Raw genomic sequence first — 16,957 nt, 5'->3', positions numbered from 1 at the left:
AGTTTGATTCGGGCAGGCGTGCATATCGATATGGCTGTGATGCAATTTGCCTTGTTGTCGCCGGATCGATGCCGTTATGTTGCGCAGATAAAGACAGCGTGATTCACTCTTTGTTTCGCGCTAACTTGCAATCTGTTTGACCGGAGCTGGTTCTTGGGCCGCATATTCGTCATCGTCGGCGGGCTTCTCGTGCTGCTGTTGACGGCAGCACTTGTCGTGCCGCCTTTTGTTGACTGGAGCGGCTATCGTGCCGATTTCGAGCGCGAGGCCAGCCGTGTTTTGGGGCGCCCTGTTAAGGTCGCTGGTGACGTCAGCGCACGGCTTTTGCCGTTTCCTTCTGTCGCTTTCTCCGATGTGCGTGTTGGATCCGATGCGGCTCATCCAGTGATGACCGTCGATACGTTTTCGATGGATGCCGAACTGATGCCGTTTCTGCGCGGCCAACTTCTGATTTTCGATATGCGCGTGGATCGCCCGCGAGCCACGATTTCCTTGGACAAAAGCGGTAAGGTCGATTGGGCAATCCGCCCGTCGACGCCGCTCGATCCGACGAAAATCAAGCTGGAGCGGCTTTCCGTTAGTGACGGAACAATTACCCTTCGCGAAGAGGCAAGCGGTCGCAGTCACACAGCTACCGGACTCAATGCCGTGATCTCCGCAAACAGTCTTGCAGGTCCGTGGCAGGCAAACGGAAGTCTCGTTCTTCAAGGCGAAAAGCTGGCGATCGACCTTACAAGCGGCGAGGCGAAGCCGGACGGTTCGCTGCGCGTACGCGCTCGCATTTCGCCGGAGGCAATCCCGGCTACTTTCGAGACCGATGGCGATGTGACCGTGACAGAAGGTCGGCTCGACTACGCCGGTGATTTTTCGCTCCGCTCTTCCGATATGGTTGTCAAGACGACTAAGGATCAGAAGACACCGACGGTAATGCCTTTTTTCAGTGGCGTACGCGTAACCGGTAAATTCAAGGCGGATCGCGGTCGCTTCGATGCCAGCGAATTCCGGATGGAGCAGGGGCCTGCCGACAATCCTTATGTGGTGAATGGCAAGGCATTCATTGATTATGGCGCCAAGCCGCGTTTCGAGGTCAGCGCCGACGGACAGCAGCTTTTCTGGGGCCCGAATGAAGCCGCCAGCGAAGAACAATCCGGTTCTGCCGTGCCGGTTACTGATCGTATTGCGATAGCGCGCCGCGTTCTCGAACAACTTCCCATTCCCACCATACCCGGCAATGTGGATTTGCGCCTTCCTGCCGTCATCGCGGGCGGCACAACGATACGCTCGGTCACAGTGAGCGCGGAACCTGACGGAAAGAACTGGAATATTCGTCAGTTCGCTGCTGATCTTCCGGGGCGAACCAAGGTGGAAGCCAAGGGTACGCTCTCGGTTGGCAAGGATTTCGGCTTCAAGGGGGATATGCTCGTTGCCTCGCGTCAGCCGTCCGGTCTCGCAAGCTGGCTGAACGAGACTGTGGACGATTCCGTGCGCAAGCTCGAAGGCGCGGGTTTTTCAGGACAGGTCGATCTTCGCGACGGAATGCAGCGGATCAACGATCTCGAAATTGCGTTGGGGAAAACCACACTCAAAGGTTCGTTTGTTCGCGAAGTAAAGGGTCTGGCACAGCCTGCAATTACGCTCGCCCTCAATGGTGGAGCGGTGGAAAGCGAAGCGCTGCAAGCTTTTACAGCCTTTTTTTCCAGTGGTGACGGGCTGGATTTTCTCGATGGCCAATCGCTGAACCTGGCATTCAAGGCGGGGCCTGTCCGCTATCAGGACATGGAAGCGGCCAATGTCGACATGGCGCTCCGGCTGCATGACGGGCGCTTCGATTTCGACCGGCTGCTGGTTGGCGATGTAGCGGGCACGACGCTTACTGCAACAGGCACCTACGAACCCTTCTCCAATACGCCTTCCGGCTCGCTCGATGCGACGATACTGTCTGGAGATCTTTCGCGTTTCCTCTCGCTGATGGCCAACCGCTATCCCCAGCTACCGCTGTTTCATGCGCTTTCGTTGCGCGCGGCAAATTTCCCTGGGCTGTTCGAGGATAGCGAGATCAATGTCATCGCCAATGCGGTGGCGCCGTCCGTGCCAGTGGCGGACAAGACACCTGCTAAAGGCGCGGCATCCAAGGGTAAGAGTGCCCGGCCTGCTGAGGCGAACACCGAAAGCGCTCCCGGTGTCGGGGAGTTTTCGTTCAGTGTTACCGGAAAAACAGGCGGCATGAAGCTGGACCTGTCGGGCACGGCGAGCGGTGGCGAGGGTGAGAGCGAGCCGTTGCAGATGCAATTGAACGGCACTGCTACATCGGATCAAGGTGAAGTGGTACTTGCGTTGATCGGTATGCCCGCCTTGCCCTTGGGGCTGGCTGGTGAACTTACCGCCGACCTGAGCATGCAGGGCGCGCCGAGTGCAGGTATGCGGACATTACTCAAACTGACGGCGCCTGACGGGACGGCCACAACTGATGGTGTGATTTCGCTGGTCGGAGGGGATATCGCTGCCAGCGGCAAGGCCCAGCTGAGTTCCGCCGATCTGCAACCATTCATCGCAACGGTCGGTTTCGCGCTGCCCGGATTTGGTGAAGGTCTTTCAGCAGACCTTGCCAGCGATTTTCAGTTCGCAAAGGGTATCTTGCGGTTTCCCAATCTGACAGGAAAGCTGGATGGAGAAGATGTTTCCGCGCGGCTGGAGGCCAATTTTGCCGATAGCGGCCTGCCGCAGTTGAAGGGTGAGGCAAAGCTCGCAACGCTCGAGGTTGATAGTCTTGCTGCTATCATGCTTGGGCAGGATGCATTTGAGCCGGCAAAGCCCACCGCGAAGACAATCTGGCCGCGTGGTGCATTCGCGGTCCGTCCGTCCCTGCCGTTATTGCTGGATATGAAGCTCAACGTGGCGCAAGCTCATATGGAAGGGTTCGGGACCGCTACGGAGTTTTCAACACGGCTTCTGAAGACCATGGATAGTCTTCAGTTGAACGAATTGACCGGCAACTGGGCAGGTGGATATCTGGTTGGAAACGTTTCTCTGAGCAATAGCGACAAGAATGCACTCCTCTCGACAGAGCTCAAATGGAGTGGCGCAAAGCTCAAGGATTTTTACCAGCTAGAGAACGGTTCTGCACCGCTGGGCGGTGTGGTGAAAGCTGCCGTCAATCTGAATGGTAGCGGCGAGAGCGTTGCGGCGCTGGTCGGATCGCTGGCGGGAGCGGCAAGTTTTGACGTGGAGAATTTCACCGTCGACGGTCTGGATGGGGCGGCATTGCCTGCAATGATAGCGGCGGCCGATGCAACGGGCGATCAGTTCTCCGGTTCCGACAAGCTTGCTTCCAAGCAATTTGTCGGCATTGCCGACAAGGCAGCCGGGCAGGGCACATTTGCGCCAGGCAACGCGCGGTTTGACTTTACGATCAGCGGCGGTGTCGCGCGTATGGCTGCGGCAAATCTGAGCGATGGAAATGCGGCTCTTCTCAGCGATCTGCAATTCGATCTGTCGACACTGGGAATTGGCGGAAACGGTACTTTGACGTTCCAGAACGGGGATGGCGCCGATACAGGTATTTCTCCGCAGGTGGCCTTTTCTCTCGGCGGAAGTTATAGCGCGCCGGAGGTGTCATTCGACAAGCAGCCGCTCGTTCAGTTTCTGACCCAGCGTGCGCTTGAACGCGAACAGGAACGTGTTGAATCCATGCAGGCGAGTTTGATGGAGAAGCAGCGCCTTCGTCGTCAGCTTGGGCTGTTCGAAGCAGATGAAGTGGAACGTGATCGTTCGCAGCGTGAGGACGAGGTGAGACGTCGTGCCGAAGCCAGTGCGCGCGAAGCGGCTCGGAAAACCGCCGCGGAAGCTCAACGGCTTGAGGCTGAGAAGCCGCAAGGCGGACCGGCGGGTGGATCGAAAGATCCTCTGGCATCGCCGGAAGGTGGTCAATCCCTCAACGAATTCCTGAAAAGTCTGGAAACGACGCCTGTGGTGCCTGTACCTCAGCCTTGAGTTACTCTGGATTTGAGCCAATCCAGAACATGAAGTCTAAGTGCGGAAGACAGATTGATTGATCTGTCACGCTTGCTGTCGACTTCTGCGATCAGGGCCGCTACGGAAAGCTCCCGTGTGGCCGCAATTTCCTCAACCAGTTCGAAAAACGGGTCTTCAAGCGTATAGCTGGTTGCGTGCCCGCGAATACTGACGGAATGTTTGCGTAAACGTCCTGACGAGTTCACTTTGTCTCGTCCGGCTTATCGTTTTTTTCCAGACGGTTCTGATCCAGAAAACGTTCCGCTTTTGTCGTCTCCGTGCGAGCGAAAGCTTTTTCGGTCTTCGTACGACCGAATTGAATGCGGTTCTGGTCAGCCTGCTTTTCTTTTTCAGCGCGGGCTTTCTGCTTTTTGAACTGTCTGAGATTGACGATATCGCTCATGGAACCACGCGGAAATGTTGAAGGCTCCTGAAAAATTACCGCGTTTCGGCCCTGTCTCGCAAGCTCGTAATAGGCTGGTTCTACTTCTGTGGATCTTTGGGGTTGGTGAACCACCAGATGGCCAAGGACGCCAGAATAAGAAGTATAAGCCCAACTGTCATCTGCAGAAGCGGAAAGTTGGGTTCGTCTTTTGCCACGAAGAAAGCCGCGACAATGCCGCTTACCCACAATACTGCCTGAGCAATTGCACGAATCATCGAACTCAATCCTGAACTGGTTGCCGTCAGAACAGAGTATAAAGCGCCGGTTTGCTTTTCACCATTGATCACGATCAACAGTGAAACGGAACTGTCCAATCAAACAAACGGGTTTCTGGCCCATTATTCACATGAGGATGGTGTGTGCGGAATTACTTTTTCCGGAAAGCATCCAGTGAAACAACATCGGCAGAAGGTTTGGCTTCCTTGTCGGTGCCATCATCTGGATTGTTGTCTTTGGCCGCAGCGGCTTCTTTTTCGGCTGCAGTCTTGCGCGACTTCGATTTAGGCTTTTCTGCCTTCTCGACCGGTGCTTCCGTGGGGAGGATTTCGATAGGGGCTACATTGCCGCCTTCGTCATTGTCGCTTTCTGGCTGTGCGATCGCGACATCGAATTCGAGTTCGAAATTGACCGAAGGGTCGTAGAAACCACGGACGGCAGAAAAAGGTACAGTCAGCTTTTCAGGAATGTCACCGAAAGACAGACCGACTTCGAACAACTGATCCGTAACGAGCATGTCCCAGAACTGATGCTGTAAAACAATTGTCATCTGCTCGGGATATTTCTCCTTCAGGCGCGAGGAAATTCGCACACCGGGCGCTCCAGTCAGGAACGTGATGAAGAAATGATGGTTGCCTGGCAAGCCAGCCTTGGCCACTTCCGCAAGAACCTTGCGAATGACGCCGCGTAGGGCTTCCTGAGCGAGAATATCGTAACGGATTAGGTCCTGTACCATGGTTTGCTTATCCCACGGATTCGGAGGTCGATGTCAAGTTCGTTCTCGCCGGAACGGATGATATATGATCTGAAAAAGCAATAGGGCGACGCCTGTGGCGGAAAGATGTGCAATTTTTGAACGCAATAGGGTGCGCTTGCCTCTATCGACTTCCGAAGGCCATCAGGAACGTGCGTACTCCGTTGACGGCGCTCTTTTCGATGATTGCATCGTCCACACCCTGACCGGTTAGCATATGGTAGTGCGTGTCGGCATTGATAAGCGCCATGAAATGGCGTGCGGCAAGGTCCGGATCGTCGACGCGCAGATGACCATCCATGGCGAGGCGCGCCAGACGGGCTGCTATGGCCGGGATGGCTTGTGCCGGGCCTTTGGTGCTGCAAATATTGGCTGCAAGCGGCAGGTTGGTCTCATTGGTCTGCATTACCTTGCGCAGAAACGCACCGGACGAATCGTATATGCAATTCCGGCTCATACGGATCGAGAAAGCCACCAGATCATGCTCCAGATTTTCGCCAGTCTGGGGGAAAGTGGCCAGAACTGCGAACAGGCTCGCGTTCATACGTGCAAGCGCATCCTCGACGACGGCAGCAAGCAAAGCTTCCTTATCGCGATAGTGATTATAGATGGTTTGACGTGACACGCCCGCTTCGTTGGCAATGAGGTCTATGCTCGCGCCTTGAAATCCGTCGCGATTGAAAACACGCGCAGCAGAGCACAAAATGAAGTCGCGCTTCATGCACTGTCCGGGCTTTATTACCGCGGAATTCAGGCCCTTTTCGGATGCAGCACGCTTCTCGGGCAGGGCGGCCATGTCGATAATGTCAGTAGGCTTCATGACTCCAACATAAGATAGCTTGACGTTTTGGACAATGGTGTCTAATTTGACATCAGTGTCAAATCTGTTTTGACCATGCGTATAGAATGCCTTTCGCTACAGAGTTTTCAAGTGTCGACCGTAATGGAAAACAGGTCGATATCGTTAAGATGGAACGAAAACCGGTAGCGAATACAAATATTTATCTGTCCTGTACCGGTTTTGCGAGCCCGACGGCGCCATCCTCCCAAGCAAAACCGGAGATCCGAAATCGGTGCGGGAACCTCACGAAACATTGATGAAAGCGCGTCCCCCATGGCTTCCAGTCTTGTGCGCAATGCCATTGTTCTTGGCCTTCTTTCCGCCATTGGCCCATTTGCGATCGATATGTATCTGCCAGCTCTGCCCACCATTGCCGCCGATTTGCACGCGGAAACTGGTGCGGTGCAGATGAGCCTTCTGGCCTTTTTCATTGCTCTCGCGGTTGCGCAGCTTTTCTGCGGGCCGCTGTCCGATATGGTCGGGCGTAAACTTCCGCTCTATGGCGGTCTGGTCTTGTTCGGTATCGGCAGCATTGGCTCCGCCGTCGCGACCGATATAGATGTGCTCGTGCTTTTCCGCTTCGTTCAGGGGCTGGGTGCCGCAGCTGGTATGGTCATCCCGCGCGCCGTCGTGCGAGACCTTCACACAGGTATCGAGGCAGCGCGTCTGATGTCGCTTCTGATGCTGGTTTTCTCCATTTCGCCGATTCTGGCGCCGCTGACCGGTTCCGTCATCATCAGCTTCTTTGGCTGGCGTGGTGTTTTCTGGGCGGTTCTGGTCGCTGCCGTTATTGGTATCATTCTGGTGGCCACTGCACAGAAAGAGACGCGGACAGCAGAGGCCCGGCTTGAAAGCAATCTGGGCAGCGCCTTGCGCGGCTACGGTCGTCTGCTTAAGGATCGCTATTTCCTCGGACTGGTCTTTGTTGGCGGCTTTGGCATCGCGTCCTTTTTCGTCTATCTCGCCAACTCGTCCTTCGTGCTTATCGACCATTACGGCCTGACGCCGACGCAATATGCCATCGCGTTTTCGGCCAATGCAGTATCGTTCTTTGGCGTTTCGCAGTTGAACGGCTGGTTGGGGGCACGCTTCGGGCTTCGCCGTGTCATGCGATTCGCCGTTTCCGGATTTGCAGCGGCAATGCTCGCCATGTTCGCCGCCGCACTCATGGGGCATCAGTCGCTCTGGTTGATCGCAGGCTTCCTGTTCGTTGGCTATGGTTTCCTTGGCCTTGTCATCCCGACAACGGCGGTGCTGGCTCTGGAAGACCACGGCGAGATTGCAGGAACTGCTTCTGCGCTGATGGGTACGCTGCATTTCGTGATTGGCGGCGTTGCCATTGGTGTGACAGGCTCGTTCTTTGACGGAACGGCTGTGCCGATGGTCGGCGGAATTGCCGGTTGTGCGCTCACAGCCTTCGTGCTGACGCAGATCGTTCTTTCGCGCAAGGCAAGTGAACTCGATACGGAAGCCGCCGCTGCATAAGCAATGTGAAAGGGAAAGTGGAGGCTTCTGTTGCCAGGTGCCTCCGAACCCCGCCTTAAGGGGCTAACCCTAAGGACTTTAGAGTGGGTTTCCCGCACCGCCATTAGGCAGCGAGAGCATAACCCTGAGCTTTGTTGTCATTTGCAACTACTCAATTGACCCGATAACGGTGGTATCATGCCGAGTAAAAGAGCGATCTTTACACCCTTGTCGATCCTGTTTCGCCCCCGCCACAATACAAACCGATAGGCTGATTTGTATTCTGGTGGAGGCGCCGGGTACCGCCCCCGGGTCCAATGGGTTTATTACACCGTCCATTTATCACCATAGTCAGCTTGCGCCGACACGCCGTATATAGGCGCGGTTGATCATGATTGGAAGAGGGTGCGTAGTTTTTAACGGGTTTTGCCAATAGGCTCCCGACAACCAGCCCTTGTGTTCATTTTTCATTGACAGCCTGCATTTGCTGGTCAATCCTCGCAACATATCGGGGTCGGCAAGTAAATTCTTATATAGCCGGATTCCGTGGCTGAAACGGGGTGCTGATACCCCATTCGAAGGAGAGTGGATATATGAGTGAATATCTCGCGGATGTCCGTCGCTACGATGCCGGTGCCGATGAAGCTGTAGTCGACAAGATCGTCAAGCATCTGGGTATTGCGCTGCGCAATCGCGATTCCTCGCTCGTTTCGGCAACGGACCCGGAAGAATTGAAGCGCGTCCGCACCAATTGGGTTGCCAAGAAACTCGGCGTTGATGACGAAGCTAAGGGTGACGAAGTCGTCGCGCATGTTGCGGAAGTCATGAAGGGTGATCGCAACAAGAATCGCGTTACCTTCTATTATCTGGTCGCCAAGCAGCTCGGAAAACTCGGCGGCCTTTGATCCACAGCGATCTGGTGAATCCGAAGCCCCGGTGCCTTACACCGGGGTTTTTCTTTATAGTGGCTTAAACGAATCGGATTCTGGATCATCCCCCATGCGCACCTATCTCGATCTTCTTCAACATGTGCTGGATAACGGCACCGACCGTGGTGACCGCACGGGTACAGGTACGCGATCGGTTTTCGGACATCAGATGCGCTTCAATCTCGAAGAGGGGTTTCCGGTTCTCACGACCAAGAAGCTGCATCTTCGCTCGATCATCCATGAGCTGCTCTGGTTTCTGAAAGGTGATACGAATATCGCCTATCTGAAGGAAAATGGCGTCTCGATCTGGGATGAATGGGCAGACGAGAATGGCGACTTGGGCCCGGTTTATGGTTATCAGTGGCGCTCCTGGCCAGCGCCGGATGGTCGTCATATCGATCAGATCGCGAATCTTCTCAAGATGCTGCATGGAAATCCCAATTCGCGGCGACTGATTGTATCGGCATGGAACCCGGCGCTGGTCGATGAAATGGCTTTGCCGCCATGCCACTGTCTTTTCCAGTTCTATGTCGCCGATGGAAAACTCTCCTGCCAGCTTTATCAACGCTCTGCGGACATATTTCTGGGCGTGCCGTTCAATATCGCTTCCTATGCGTTGTTGACGATGATGATCGCGCAGGTTGCCGGTCTGAAACCGGGAGAGTTCATCCATACGCTCGGGGATGCGCATATTTACGCCAATCATTTCGATCAGGCGCGCCTGCAGCTTACCCGAATACCAAAGAAATTGCCGACAATGTGGATCAATCCGGATGTGAAGGACCTCTTTGCCTTTCGTTTCGAGGACTTCCAGCTTGAGCGCTACGAGGCCGATCCGACGATCAAAGCGCCGATTGCTGTTTGAGGCATTCCATGTCCGTACAAGAACCGATTGTTTCGATCATTGTTGCTGCCGCCGAAAACGGCGTCATTGGGCGCGACAATGATATGCCGTGGCGGCTTTCAACCGATCTCAAACGCTTCAAGGCCCTGACGCTCGGCAAGCCGGTTATCATGGGGCGGCGGACTTGGGAATCTATTGGGCGCCCCTTGCCGGGACGGCCCAATATTGTCGTGACGAGGGACAACGGATTTCAGGCTGAAGGTGCAAGTGCTATCGGTTCTCTCGAAGAGGCAATTGCGCTCGGACAAAAACTGGCCGCTGACCTGGGTGTCGGAGAGGTTTGCGTCATAGGCGGCGGGAAAATTTATGCGCAGGCTTTGCCTCTCGCGGACCATATTCACCTGACCCGCGTGCTGGCCGAGATCGATGGAGATACGCATTTTCCAGAAATCGACCTCCAAATCTGGCGCGTCGTTTCGCAGGAGGATGTGCCCGCTGGTGACAAGGATAGTCACCCAACGCGCTATTTTGTGTACGAAAAACGTGCTGTGTAAAGCATAGTTCACGAATTTTGTCGTCTTCGCGTTGAAAGCGGACCTCCCGATGCCTATAAAACGGAAACATTAGTTGATGACGGGAGTGGGCAGCTCGCTTTCCCGTCGCCTGGACGAGAGGTGAGGATGCCCTGGAGTAATCAGAATGGTGGCGGCGGCCCATGGGGTGGCGGCGGCGATAATAACAATAACAACAATAATGGCGGTCCTTGGGGACAAGGGCCAAAGGCCCCACGTGGCGGCGGCCAGAACACACCACCTGATCTCGAAGATATTCTGCGCAAAGGACAAGATCGTCTGAAGCAGGTCTTCCCCGGTGGTGGTGGCAAGGGCGGCAGCAATCGCGGCGTTCTTTTCCTTATTGGCGCGGCAGTTGTCGGCTTCTGGCTCTTCCAGTCCGTCTATACCGTGCAGCCGGACGAACTCGCTGTTGAATTGCGCTTCGGCAAGCCGAAGGAAGAAGTGTCCGAACCGGGACTGCATTTCCATTGGTGGCCGATTGAAACCTATGAAAAGGCGCAGATCGTCGAAAAGCAGATCAATATCGGTGGGCAGGGCAACCGAAGTGCGACGCAGGGCCTGATGCTGACGGGCGACCAGAACATCGTCAACGTTCAGTTCTCGGTTTTGTATCGCGTTTCCGATCCGCAGGCCTATCTGTTTAACGTCGATAATCCGGATGCGATGGTGCAGCAGGTTTCTGAAAGCGCGATCCGCGAAATCGTTGGCCGTCGACCGGCTCAGGACGTTTTCCGCGACAACCGTTCGGCAATCGCATCCAGTGTTCGCGATATTGTTCAGCAGACGCTCGATACCTACAAAACGGGTATCCAGATCAATGCCGTTTCCATCGAAGATGCAGCACCGCCGCGTGAAGTGGCTGATGCCTTCGATGAAGTGCAGCGTGCCGAACAGGACGAAGACCGTTTCGTGGAAGAATCGAACCAGTATTCGAACCAGAAGCTCGGTCAGGCTCGTGGTGAAGCAGCCCAGCTTCGCGAAGAAGCAGCCGCTTACAAGAACCGTGTCGTTCAGGACGCGGAAGGTGAGGCGCAGCGTTTCAGCTCCGTTCTGGGTGAATACCAGAAGGCGCCGGAAGTAACGCGTAACCGTCTGTTCCTCGAAACCATGGAACAGGTGCTGAAGAGCACCAAGAAAGTCATTGTCGAACCTGGAAAGGATGTCGTGCCTTATCTGCCGCTGAACGAACTCATGCGCCAGCAGCCACGCCCAGGCGTGAATGCGACCACGACGACCCCGAGCGGAGGTAACCAGTAATGGCTCAGAACAGGCTCCCAATCATTGGCGGCATTATCGCCGTCATCGCTTTCCTGATCTACTCCGCCACGTTCATCGTATCCGAGCGTCAGCAGGCTATCGTGCTTCGCTTCGGTCAGATCGTTGATGTGAAGACGGAACCGGGCATCTACTTCAAACTACCTTTTGGCTTCCTTGATGCAGATACTGTGCAGTTGATCGATGATCGCCTGCTGCGCTTCGATCTGGACGATATCCGCGTTCAGGTTTCGGGCGGCAAGTTCTATGACGTCGACGCGTTCCTCGTTTATCGCATTACCGATGCGCGCAAGTTCCGTGAAACCGTTTCGGGCAGCACGCTGCTTGCCGAGCAGCGTCTTCGTACTCGTCTTGATGCTGCATTGCGTAGCGTCTACGGCCAGCGCGGATTCGAAGCGGCACTTTCGGAAGAGCGTGGCGACATGATGCGCGAAGTGCGTGACCAGCTTCGTCCCGATGCGACGTCGCTTGGCTTGACCATCGCCGATGTGCGTATCCGTCGTACCGATCTGACGGCTGAAGTTTCGCAGCAGACCTATGACCGCATGAAGGCAGAGCGTCTTGCCGAAGCAGAGCGCCTGCGTGCCCGTGGCCGTGAAGCTGCCCAGCGCATCCGCGCTGTCGCGGATCGTCAGGTCGTCGAAACGATTGCAGAAGCGCGCAAGGAATCGGAAATCCTTCGTGGTGAAGGCGATGCGCAGCGCAGTGAGATATTCGCAGGCTCTGCAGGCAAGGACCCTGGCTTCTTCGCCTTCTACCGCTCGATGTCTGCTTATCGTGAAGCCCTTGAGACCCCGGATACAACGCTGGTTCTCTCGCCGGACTCGGAGTTCTTCAAGTTCTTCCGCGATGCTGGCGGCAAGCTGGCAACGCCTGCCCAGTAACAACCGGGTCAAACGCTCATGAGCGATTTTCTAGCCGCCGTAGGTCTTCTCTTCGTTCTCGAAGGGCTGCTCTACGGCGGCTTTCCTTCCTTGGCGAAGAAGCTTGCTCGTGAAGCGAGTGAGACGCCGGAGAACATGTTGCGCATTGCCGGGATTGCAGCGCTCGCAATCGGCGTCGGCATTGTCTGGCTTGTCAGGGGATAAGCCGCTTTCCTTCCGTTATTTATTGTCTGTAGTCTATGCGGGGCCGTAAACAGGCCGTATTTTGCAGCGATCAAGCCTTAGTACATCTATCGCTAATCAAACGACTGCAAGCAGACAGGAACGGAGCAGGGCTTCATGGTAATTGCACCAAAGGCGGGATTTGCTCGCACCCTTTTCGCAACCGTGGCATTGGGGGCGATGACCGTCGCTGGCACTCTTTCGGTAGGAACACCTCCGGCAATCGCGGCTCAGGGGCCGGCTTCTGTTGCCGATTTGGCCGAAGGGCTGCTGGATGCAGTGGTGAACATCTCGACCTCACAGACCGTCAAGGAAGATGGCGAAGGTGACGGTGCGGTTCCGATGCCGCAGGTGCCGGAAGGCTCTCCGTTCCAGGAATATTTCAAGGACTTCTTCGGTGACAAGGGCGGCGCGCAAGGCGATGAATCACGCAAGGTCCAGTCGCTGGGTTCCGGCTTCGTCATCGATGCCGAAAAGGGCTTCATCGTCACGAACAATCACGTCATCGCCGATGCGGATGAGATCGAAGTCAATTTCAACGATGGGTCCAAGCTGAAAGCGGAACTGGTCGGAAAAGACATCAAGACCGATCTGGCGATCCTCAAGGTTGATCCGTCCAAGCATAAGCTGAAGGCCGTAGAGTTCGGTAATTCGGAAAAGGCGCGTATCGGCGACTGGGTCCTTGCGATTGGCAATCCCTTCGGTCTTGGTGGAACGGTGACTGCGGGCATTATTTCGGCCCGCAAGCGAGATATCAATTCCGGTCCCTATGATGACTTCATCCAGACCGATGCGGCCATCAACCGTGGCAATTCCGGTGGGCCGCTGTTCGATATGGATGGCAAGGTGATCGGTATCAACACTGCAATCATCTCGCCCTCGGGCGGCTCTATCGGTATCGGCTTTGCCATCCCTGCGGAAATGGCTGTGGGTGTTATCGACCAGCTCAAGGAGTTCGGTGAAGTTCGCCGTGGCTGGCTTGGTGTACGTATCCAGCCTGTTACCGAGGATATCGCTCAGAGCCTTGGACTGAAGGAAGCCAAGGGCGCGCTGATTGCCGGGCTGATCGAAAATTCCGGTGTCGACAACAAGGCCATTGAAGCCGGAGATGTCGTGATCCGCTACGAAGGCAAGCCGGTCGATACCGCCCGCGATCTGCCGCGACTGGTTGCAGAAACCCCGGTTGGCAAGGAAGTCGAGATTGTCGTGGTTCGTCAGGGTGAGGAAAAGACGGTGAAGGTCAAGCTCGGACGTCTGGTCGAGGATGACAAGAGCACCGAAGCTGCGACGGAAGATCAGGCTCCGCTGCCCGAGGGCGAGGGCGGTGATGAAGGTGCGGAAACGCCGGATACGTCAAAAAAAGAACAGAAGAGTGACGCTGCCCCGAGCGTTCTTGGAATGAAGCTCAGCGAGCTGAATGACGATGTTCGCGGAGAATTTGGCATTGCCGAAGATGTAGAAGGCGTTGCTGTTCTTTACGTCTCTCCTGGTTCAGCTGCTGGCGAGAAGCGTATCGAAACCGGCGATGTTATCGTCGATATCGGGCAGGTGAACGTGAAGACGCCGGAAGACGTGAAGAAGCGCATTGACGCACTGCGCCGAGAAGGACGCAAGAATGCACTTATGATGCTGGCTTCTCGTTCGGGGGAACTGCGTTTCGTGACTGTCCGGATCAATTGATCCTCAATTGAATGTACTGCTGAAGCGGCATTGCAGGGAAATCTGCAATGCCGTTTTGTTTTGCGGTTTGAGCCACTTGGCGCCAGAACCGTACAAAGAGATTCGAGTACTTCCTTATTTGTCGTTCGAAATGGCAGAGCCTTCTGTTTCATTCGCCTCCGGTATGCTATGGACCGGCGCCATTCGGAGTAGGGTGAGTTGGAAACAGTCGATATTGTGGTCATAGGCGCTGGCGCGGCAGGCATGATGTGTGCCATCGAGGCGGCCAAACGCGGGCGTTCCGTGCTGGTCGTGGATCACGCAAAGGCAGCCGGTGAGAAAATCCGTATATCGGGCGGTGGTCGCTGCAATTTCACCAATCTTCATGCAAGTCCGAAAAATTATCTCTCACAGAACCCGCATTTTTGTATCTCTGCTATGAGCCGCTACACGCAGCGCGACTTCATTGCGCTCGTGGAACGTCATCGTATCGCCTATCACGAGAAGACACTCGGGCAGCTCTTCTGTGATGGCTCGGCGTTGCAGATAATTGAGATGTTGCTGGGGGAAATGAAGCGCCATGGTGCACGACTAAAGCTTGGTTGCAGTGTCAGTTCGCTCGAAAAATCCGCACATGGTTTTACGCTTCAGCTAACGGATGGACCTGTTCGCTGTCGATCACTGGTTGTGGCATGCGGTGGAAAATCGATCCCGAAGATGGGAGCTACAAGCTTCGGCTACGATATCGCGACACAATTTGGATTGCGGATTGTCGAAACGCGCCCGGCACTGGTGCCATTGACGTTTGAACCCAACACGCTGGAACGGCTGAAACCGCTGGCCGGTGTTGCCGTCGATGCCGTTGTCTCCTGTGGCAAAACGAAATTTGCCGAAGCGATGCTTTTCACACATCGCGGTATCAGTGGTCCTTCGATCCTGCAGATTTCTTCCTACTGGCGTGAAGGAGATGAAATCCGCATTGCGATGCTACCGGAGACGGACATTTTCGAAGCCCTGCGTGAGCAGCGCAAACAGAACGGCAAGCAGGCATTGCAGACCGCACTGGCGCTTTATCTTCCGAGAAAACTTGCGCAGACCATAGCCGAGGAAATTGGTGTGACCGGTCATCTGGCGGATATGTCCGACAAGATGTTCCGCCGTGTCGAGGCCGTGATAAACGACTGGCGCATCAAGCCCGCCGGTTCGGAAGGCTATCGTACGGCGGAGGTTACGCTTGGAGGGGTCGATACGCGCGATCTCGACTCCAAGACCATGGAAGCCAAATCCGTTCCCGGCCTGTTTTTCATCGGCGAAGTCGTCGATGTTACCGGCTGGCTCGGCGGCTATAATTTCCAGTGGGCATGGTCTTCGGGCTGGGTGGCCGGTCAGGCTGCTTGAATGCGGTAGACCGAATGAAGCTTCAAATGCGGAGTTTCATCCGGCACGCGGGGATGGTCGAAATCGCTCGACGGGTCGCCGGTCATGCCGATGCGGCGCATGACGGCTGTAGACCGCTCATTATTATGGACAGCGAAGGAAACCACTTCGGTGAGGCCAAGGGTGCCGAAAGCGTATTCGATCAGCGCTTTGCCTGCTTCGGTCACATAGCCTTTGCCCCAAAAGGGAGGGGCCAGCCGCCAGCCGATTTCAACGGTGCCATCCGGTAAATAAGGTTCAAGGTCAGTGCGGGCGAGACCGGCGAAACCGATGCACTGACCTTCTTCTTTTTCTTCCAGCGCATAGAAACCGAGACCCGTTTCAGAAATCATCTTCCGGAGGTGGTCGAACAGTTCATCCGATTGCGAGCGATTTCTGCGAAAGGGAAAGAAACGCATGACTTCTTCATCGGAATTGATGACATGGAAAAGGTTGCGGTCGCGATCTTCCCAGTTCCGGATGATGAGGCGTGGCGTTTCCAGAATGATCATTGAACGAAATCCCTCTTTCGATAGCCCTGAATATAGAGGAGGGCGGTCAGGTCGCCATGGTCAACCCGCATTCTGGCCTGCGCAGCTACGGTCGGCTTTGCGTGGAGTGCGACGCCGGTGCCTGCAAGCTGAATCATGCCGAGATCGTTCGCCCCGTCACCTACTGCGATTGCATCATCTGGTGTGAGGCCAAGACGTTCGGCGATTTCCTCGAGTTTCTCGCCCTTGGCTTCCCGGCCGAGAATTGGTTCTGTGACCAGCCCGGTCAGATGCAAGCCATCGTCGATCAGCCTGTTCGCACGATCTTCGTTGAAGCCGATCATTTCGGCGATACGCTGGGTGAATGAGGTGAAACCGCCGGACACAAGCGCCGTGTAGGCGCCATGTTTACGCATGGTGCGCACGAGTTCCGGGCCGCCGGGCATCAGTGTAATGCGGGTTGAAATGACCTTGTCGATTACGTTGAGCGGCAGACCTTTCAACAAGGCGACCCGCTCGCGCAAGGCTGGTTCGAAAGCGATCTCGCCGTTCATGGCGCGCGCGGTGATTGCAGCCACATGCTCGCGCAGCCCGGCTTCCTCTGCCAGTTCATCGATGCACTCCTGCTGGATCATCGTGGAATCCATGTCGGCAATCAGAATTTTCTTGCGTCGGTGCTCCTGTTCCTGCACCACCACGTCGACCGGCGCGCCATCAAGCGAATGGCGCAGCAGGGTTTCGGCTTCGTCACTGCTGATCCCCGATGGAAGCGCAATGTCGCAGGCAATGTTGTCGGCCAGCCAATAGAGTCCAGTTGCATTCACTGCCGCTGAGGCTTTAATCCCAAGCGCTGATGCAAGCGAGGCCTTGGCCGGATTGGCAATCAAAGTGGCGACGAGAGAAACCTGTTGGGACATGGAGAGCAATTCCG

The 16,957-nt window shown here is 55.6% G+C and carries 17 protein-coding genes and 1 other RNA gene; 10 read left to right on the top strand and 8 right to left on the bottom strand.

The window, feature by feature from the left end; genetic code table 11:
• Positions 1 to 153 precede the first annotated feature (153 nt).
• A complete protein-coding gene (locus tag ABDF71_RS10360) occupies positions 154 to 3,990 on the top strand; it encodes an AsmA family protein (protein WP_151663976.1) in 3,837 nt (1,278 codons plus the stop codon).
• On the opposite strand, the gene ABDF71_RS10355 is transcribed toward ABDF71_RS10360, so the two are convergent.
• The 5 genes from ABDF71_RS10355 to ABDF71_RS10335 form a co-directional block, all read right to left on the bottom strand.
• Complete coding sequence (locus ABDF71_RS10355; protein ID WP_010659754.1) at positions 3,981 to 4,217, bottom strand: ribbon-helix-helix domain-containing protein; 237 nt, start codon at positions 4,215 to 4,217, stop codon at positions 3,981 to 3,983. The genes ABDF71_RS10360 and ABDF71_RS10355 overlap by 10 nt on opposite strands.
• Positions 4,214 to 4,414 carry a DUF4169 family protein gene (locus ABDF71_RS10350; RefSeq protein ID WP_010659755.1) on the bottom strand — a complete coding sequence of 67 codons (201 nt, stop codon included), beginning with the start codon at positions 4,412 to 4,414 and terminating at the stop codon, positions 4,214 to 4,216. The genes ABDF71_RS10355 and ABDF71_RS10350 overlap by 4 nt, the downstream gene beginning before the upstream one ends.
• Positions 4,415 to 4,494: 80 nt before the next feature.
• Entirely contained in the window at positions 4,495 to 4,770 is a 276-nt protein-coding gene (locus ABDF71_RS10345) for a hypothetical protein (RefSeq protein WP_036563653.1), read from the bottom strand.
• A 53-nt stretch (positions 4,771 to 4,823) separates the two neighbouring features.
• A complete protein-coding gene (locus ABDF71_RS10340; protein ID WP_010659757.1) occupies positions 4,824 to 5,408 on the bottom strand; it encodes an SspB family protein in 585 nt (194 codons plus the stop codon).
• Positions 5,409 to 5,550: 142 nt separating this feature from the next.
• Positions 5,551 to 6,246, bottom strand: a complete 696-nt coding sequence (locus tag ABDF71_RS10335) for a TetR/AcrR family transcriptional regulator (protein WP_029376072.1) — start codon at positions 6,244 to 6,246, stop codon at positions 5,551 to 5,553.
• A 294-nt stretch (positions 6,247 to 6,540) separates the two neighbouring features.
• Between ABDF71_RS10335 and ABDF71_RS10330 the strand changes: the two genes are divergently transcribed.
• Positions 6,541 to 7,752 carry a multidrug effflux MFS transporter gene (locus ABDF71_RS10330; protein ID WP_010659759.1) on the top strand — a complete coding sequence of 404 codons (1,212 nt, stop codon included), beginning with the start codon at positions 6,541 to 6,543 and terminating at the stop codon, positions 7,750 to 7,752.
• A 16-nt stretch (positions 7,753 to 7,768) separates the two neighbouring features.
• On the opposite strand, the gene ssrA is transcribed toward ABDF71_RS10330, so the two are convergent.
• Positions 7,769 to 8,136: a transfer-messenger RNA gene (ssrA, locus tag ABDF71_RS10325) on the bottom strand.
• Positions 8,137 to 8,324: 188 nt separating this feature from the next.
• Between ssrA and ABDF71_RS10320 the strand changes: the two genes are divergently transcribed.
• The 8 genes from ABDF71_RS10320 (at position 8,325) to ABDF71_RS10285 (ending at position 15,517) form a co-directional block, all read left to right on the top strand.
• The gene (locus ABDF71_RS10320) at positions 8,325 to 8,636 is read left to right on the top strand and encodes a DUF2853 family protein (protein WP_010659760.1); all 312 of its coding nucleotides are present in this window, start codon (positions 8,325 to 8,327) and stop codon (positions 8,634 to 8,636) included.
• 94 nt (positions 8,637 to 8,730) lie between these two features.
• Positions 8,731 to 9,525 carry a thymidylate synthase gene (locus ABDF71_RS10315; RefSeq protein WP_151663974.1) on the top strand — a complete coding sequence of 265 codons (795 nt, stop codon included), beginning with the start codon at positions 8,731 to 8,733 and terminating at the stop codon, positions 9,523 to 9,525.
• Between the two features lie 8 nt (positions 9,526 to 9,533).
• Complete coding sequence (locus ABDF71_RS10310; protein WP_010659762.1) at positions 9,534 to 10,058, top strand: dihydrofolate reductase; 525 nt, start codon at positions 9,534 to 9,536, stop codon at positions 10,056 to 10,058.
• A 126-nt stretch (positions 10,059 to 10,184) separates the two neighbouring features.
• The gene (gene hflK / locus ABDF71_RS10305; protein WP_012091791.1) at positions 10,185 to 11,336 is read left to right on the top strand and encodes an FtsH protease activity modulator HflK; all 1,152 of its coding nucleotides are present in this window, start codon (positions 10,185 to 10,187) and stop codon (positions 11,334 to 11,336) included.
• Complete coding sequence (hflC, locus tag ABDF71_RS10300) at positions 11,336 to 12,238, top strand: protease modulator HflC (RefSeq protein WP_010659764.1); 903 nt, start codon at positions 11,336 to 11,338, stop codon at positions 12,236 to 12,238. Before hflK ends, hflC begins: the two co-directional genes overlap by 1 nt.
• An 18-nt stretch (positions 12,239 to 12,256) precedes the next feature.
• Positions 12,257 to 12,442, top strand: coding sequence for a DUF2065 domain-containing protein (locus tag ABDF71_RS10295; protein ID WP_006467185.1), 186 nt, complete (start codon positions 12,257 to 12,259; stop codon positions 12,440 to 12,442).
• Between the two features lie 135 nt (positions 12,443 to 12,577).
• Positions 12,578 to 14,140 carry a Do family serine endopeptidase gene (locus ABDF71_RS10290; protein WP_010659765.1) on the top strand — a complete coding sequence of 521 codons (1,563 nt, stop codon included), beginning with the start codon at positions 12,578 to 12,580 and terminating at the stop codon, positions 14,138 to 14,140.
• A 198-nt stretch (positions 14,141 to 14,338) separates the two neighbouring features.
• Positions 14,339 to 15,517, top strand: a complete 1,179-nt coding sequence (locus ABDF71_RS10285; protein WP_151615733.1) for a BaiN/RdsA family NAD(P)/FAD-dependent oxidoreductase — start codon at positions 14,339 to 14,341, stop codon at positions 15,515 to 15,517.
• Here ABDF71_RS10285 and ABDF71_RS10280 read toward each other — a convergent pair.
• Together ABDF71_RS10280 and serB are read right to left on the bottom strand one after the other, a co-directional pair.
• On the bottom strand, positions 15,505 to 16,047 hold the full coding sequence (locus ABDF71_RS10280; RefSeq protein ID WP_010659767.1) for a GNAT family N-acetyltransferase: 543 nt from the start codon (positions 16,045 to 16,047) through the stop codon (positions 15,505 to 15,507). The two genes, ABDF71_RS10285 and ABDF71_RS10280, sit on opposite strands and share 13 nt — an antisense overlap.
• Entirely contained in the window at positions 16,044 to 16,943 is a 900-nt protein-coding gene (serB, locus tag ABDF71_RS10275) for a phosphoserine phosphatase SerB (protein WP_151663972.1), read from the bottom strand. The genes ABDF71_RS10280 and serB overlap by 4 nt, the downstream gene beginning before the upstream one ends.
• Positions 16,944 to 16,957: the final 14 nt, after the last annotated feature.

It is taken from the genome of Ochrobactrum sp. WV_118_8, from assembly GCF_039631535.1.
In the GTDB taxonomy this organism is placed as follows: Bacteria; Pseudomonadota; Alphaproteobacteria; order Rhizobiales; family Rhizobiaceae; genus Brucella; species Brucella anthropi.
This window is presented reverse-complemented; position numbering and strand designations above follow the sequence as displayed.

Bases quoted from the DNA above. Each gene is read 5' to 3' on its own strand.
- ABDF71_RS10350 (WP_010659755.1), bottom strand. From the start codon at position 4,414: ATGAGCGATATCGTCAATCTCAGACAGTTCAAAAAGCAGAAAGCCCGC.
- ABDF71_RS10340 (WP_010659757.1), bottom strand. From the start codon at position 5,408: ATGGTACAGGACCTAATCCGTTACGATATTCTCGCTCAGGAAGCCCTA.
- ABDF71_RS10335 (WP_029376072.1), bottom strand. From the start codon at position 6,246: ATGAAGCCTACTGACATTATCGACATGGCCGCCCTGCCCGAGAAGCGT.
- ABDF71_RS10330 (WP_010659759.1), top strand. From the start codon at position 6,541: ATGGCTTCCAGTCTTGTGCGCAATGCCATTGTTCTTGGCCTTCTTTCC.
- ABDF71_RS10320 (WP_010659760.1), top strand. From the start codon at position 8,325: ATGAGTGAATATCTCGCGGATGTCCGTCGCTACGATGCCGGTGCCGAT.
- ABDF71_RS10315 (WP_151663974.1), top strand. From the start codon at position 8,731: ATGCGCACCTATCTCGATCTTCTTCAACATGTGCTGGATAACGGCACC.
- ABDF71_RS10310 (WP_010659762.1), top strand. From the start codon at position 9,534: ATGTCCGTACAAGAACCGATTGTTTCGATCATTGTTGCTGCCGCCGAA.
- hflK (WP_012091791.1), top strand. From the start codon at position 10,185: ATGCCCTGGAGTAATCAGAATGGTGGCGGCGGCCCATGGGGTGGCGGC.
- hflC (WP_010659764.1), top strand. From the start codon at position 11,336: ATGGCTCAGAACAGGCTCCCAATCATTGGCGGCATTATCGCCGTCATC.
- ABDF71_RS10295 (WP_006467185.1), top strand. From the start codon at position 12,257: ATGAGCGATTTTCTAGCCGCCGTAGGTCTTCTCTTCGTTCTCGAAGGG.
- ABDF71_RS10290 (WP_010659765.1), top strand. From the start codon at position 12,578: ATGGTAATTGCACCAAAGGCGGGATTTGCTCGCACCCTTTTCGCAACC.
- ABDF71_RS10280 (WP_010659767.1), bottom strand. From the start codon at position 16,047: ATGATCATTCTGGAAACGCCACGCCTCATCATCCGGAACTGGGAAGAT.
- serB (WP_151663972.1), bottom strand. From the start codon at position 16,943: ATGTCCCAACAGGTTTCTCTCGTCGCCACTTTGATTGCCAATCCGGCC.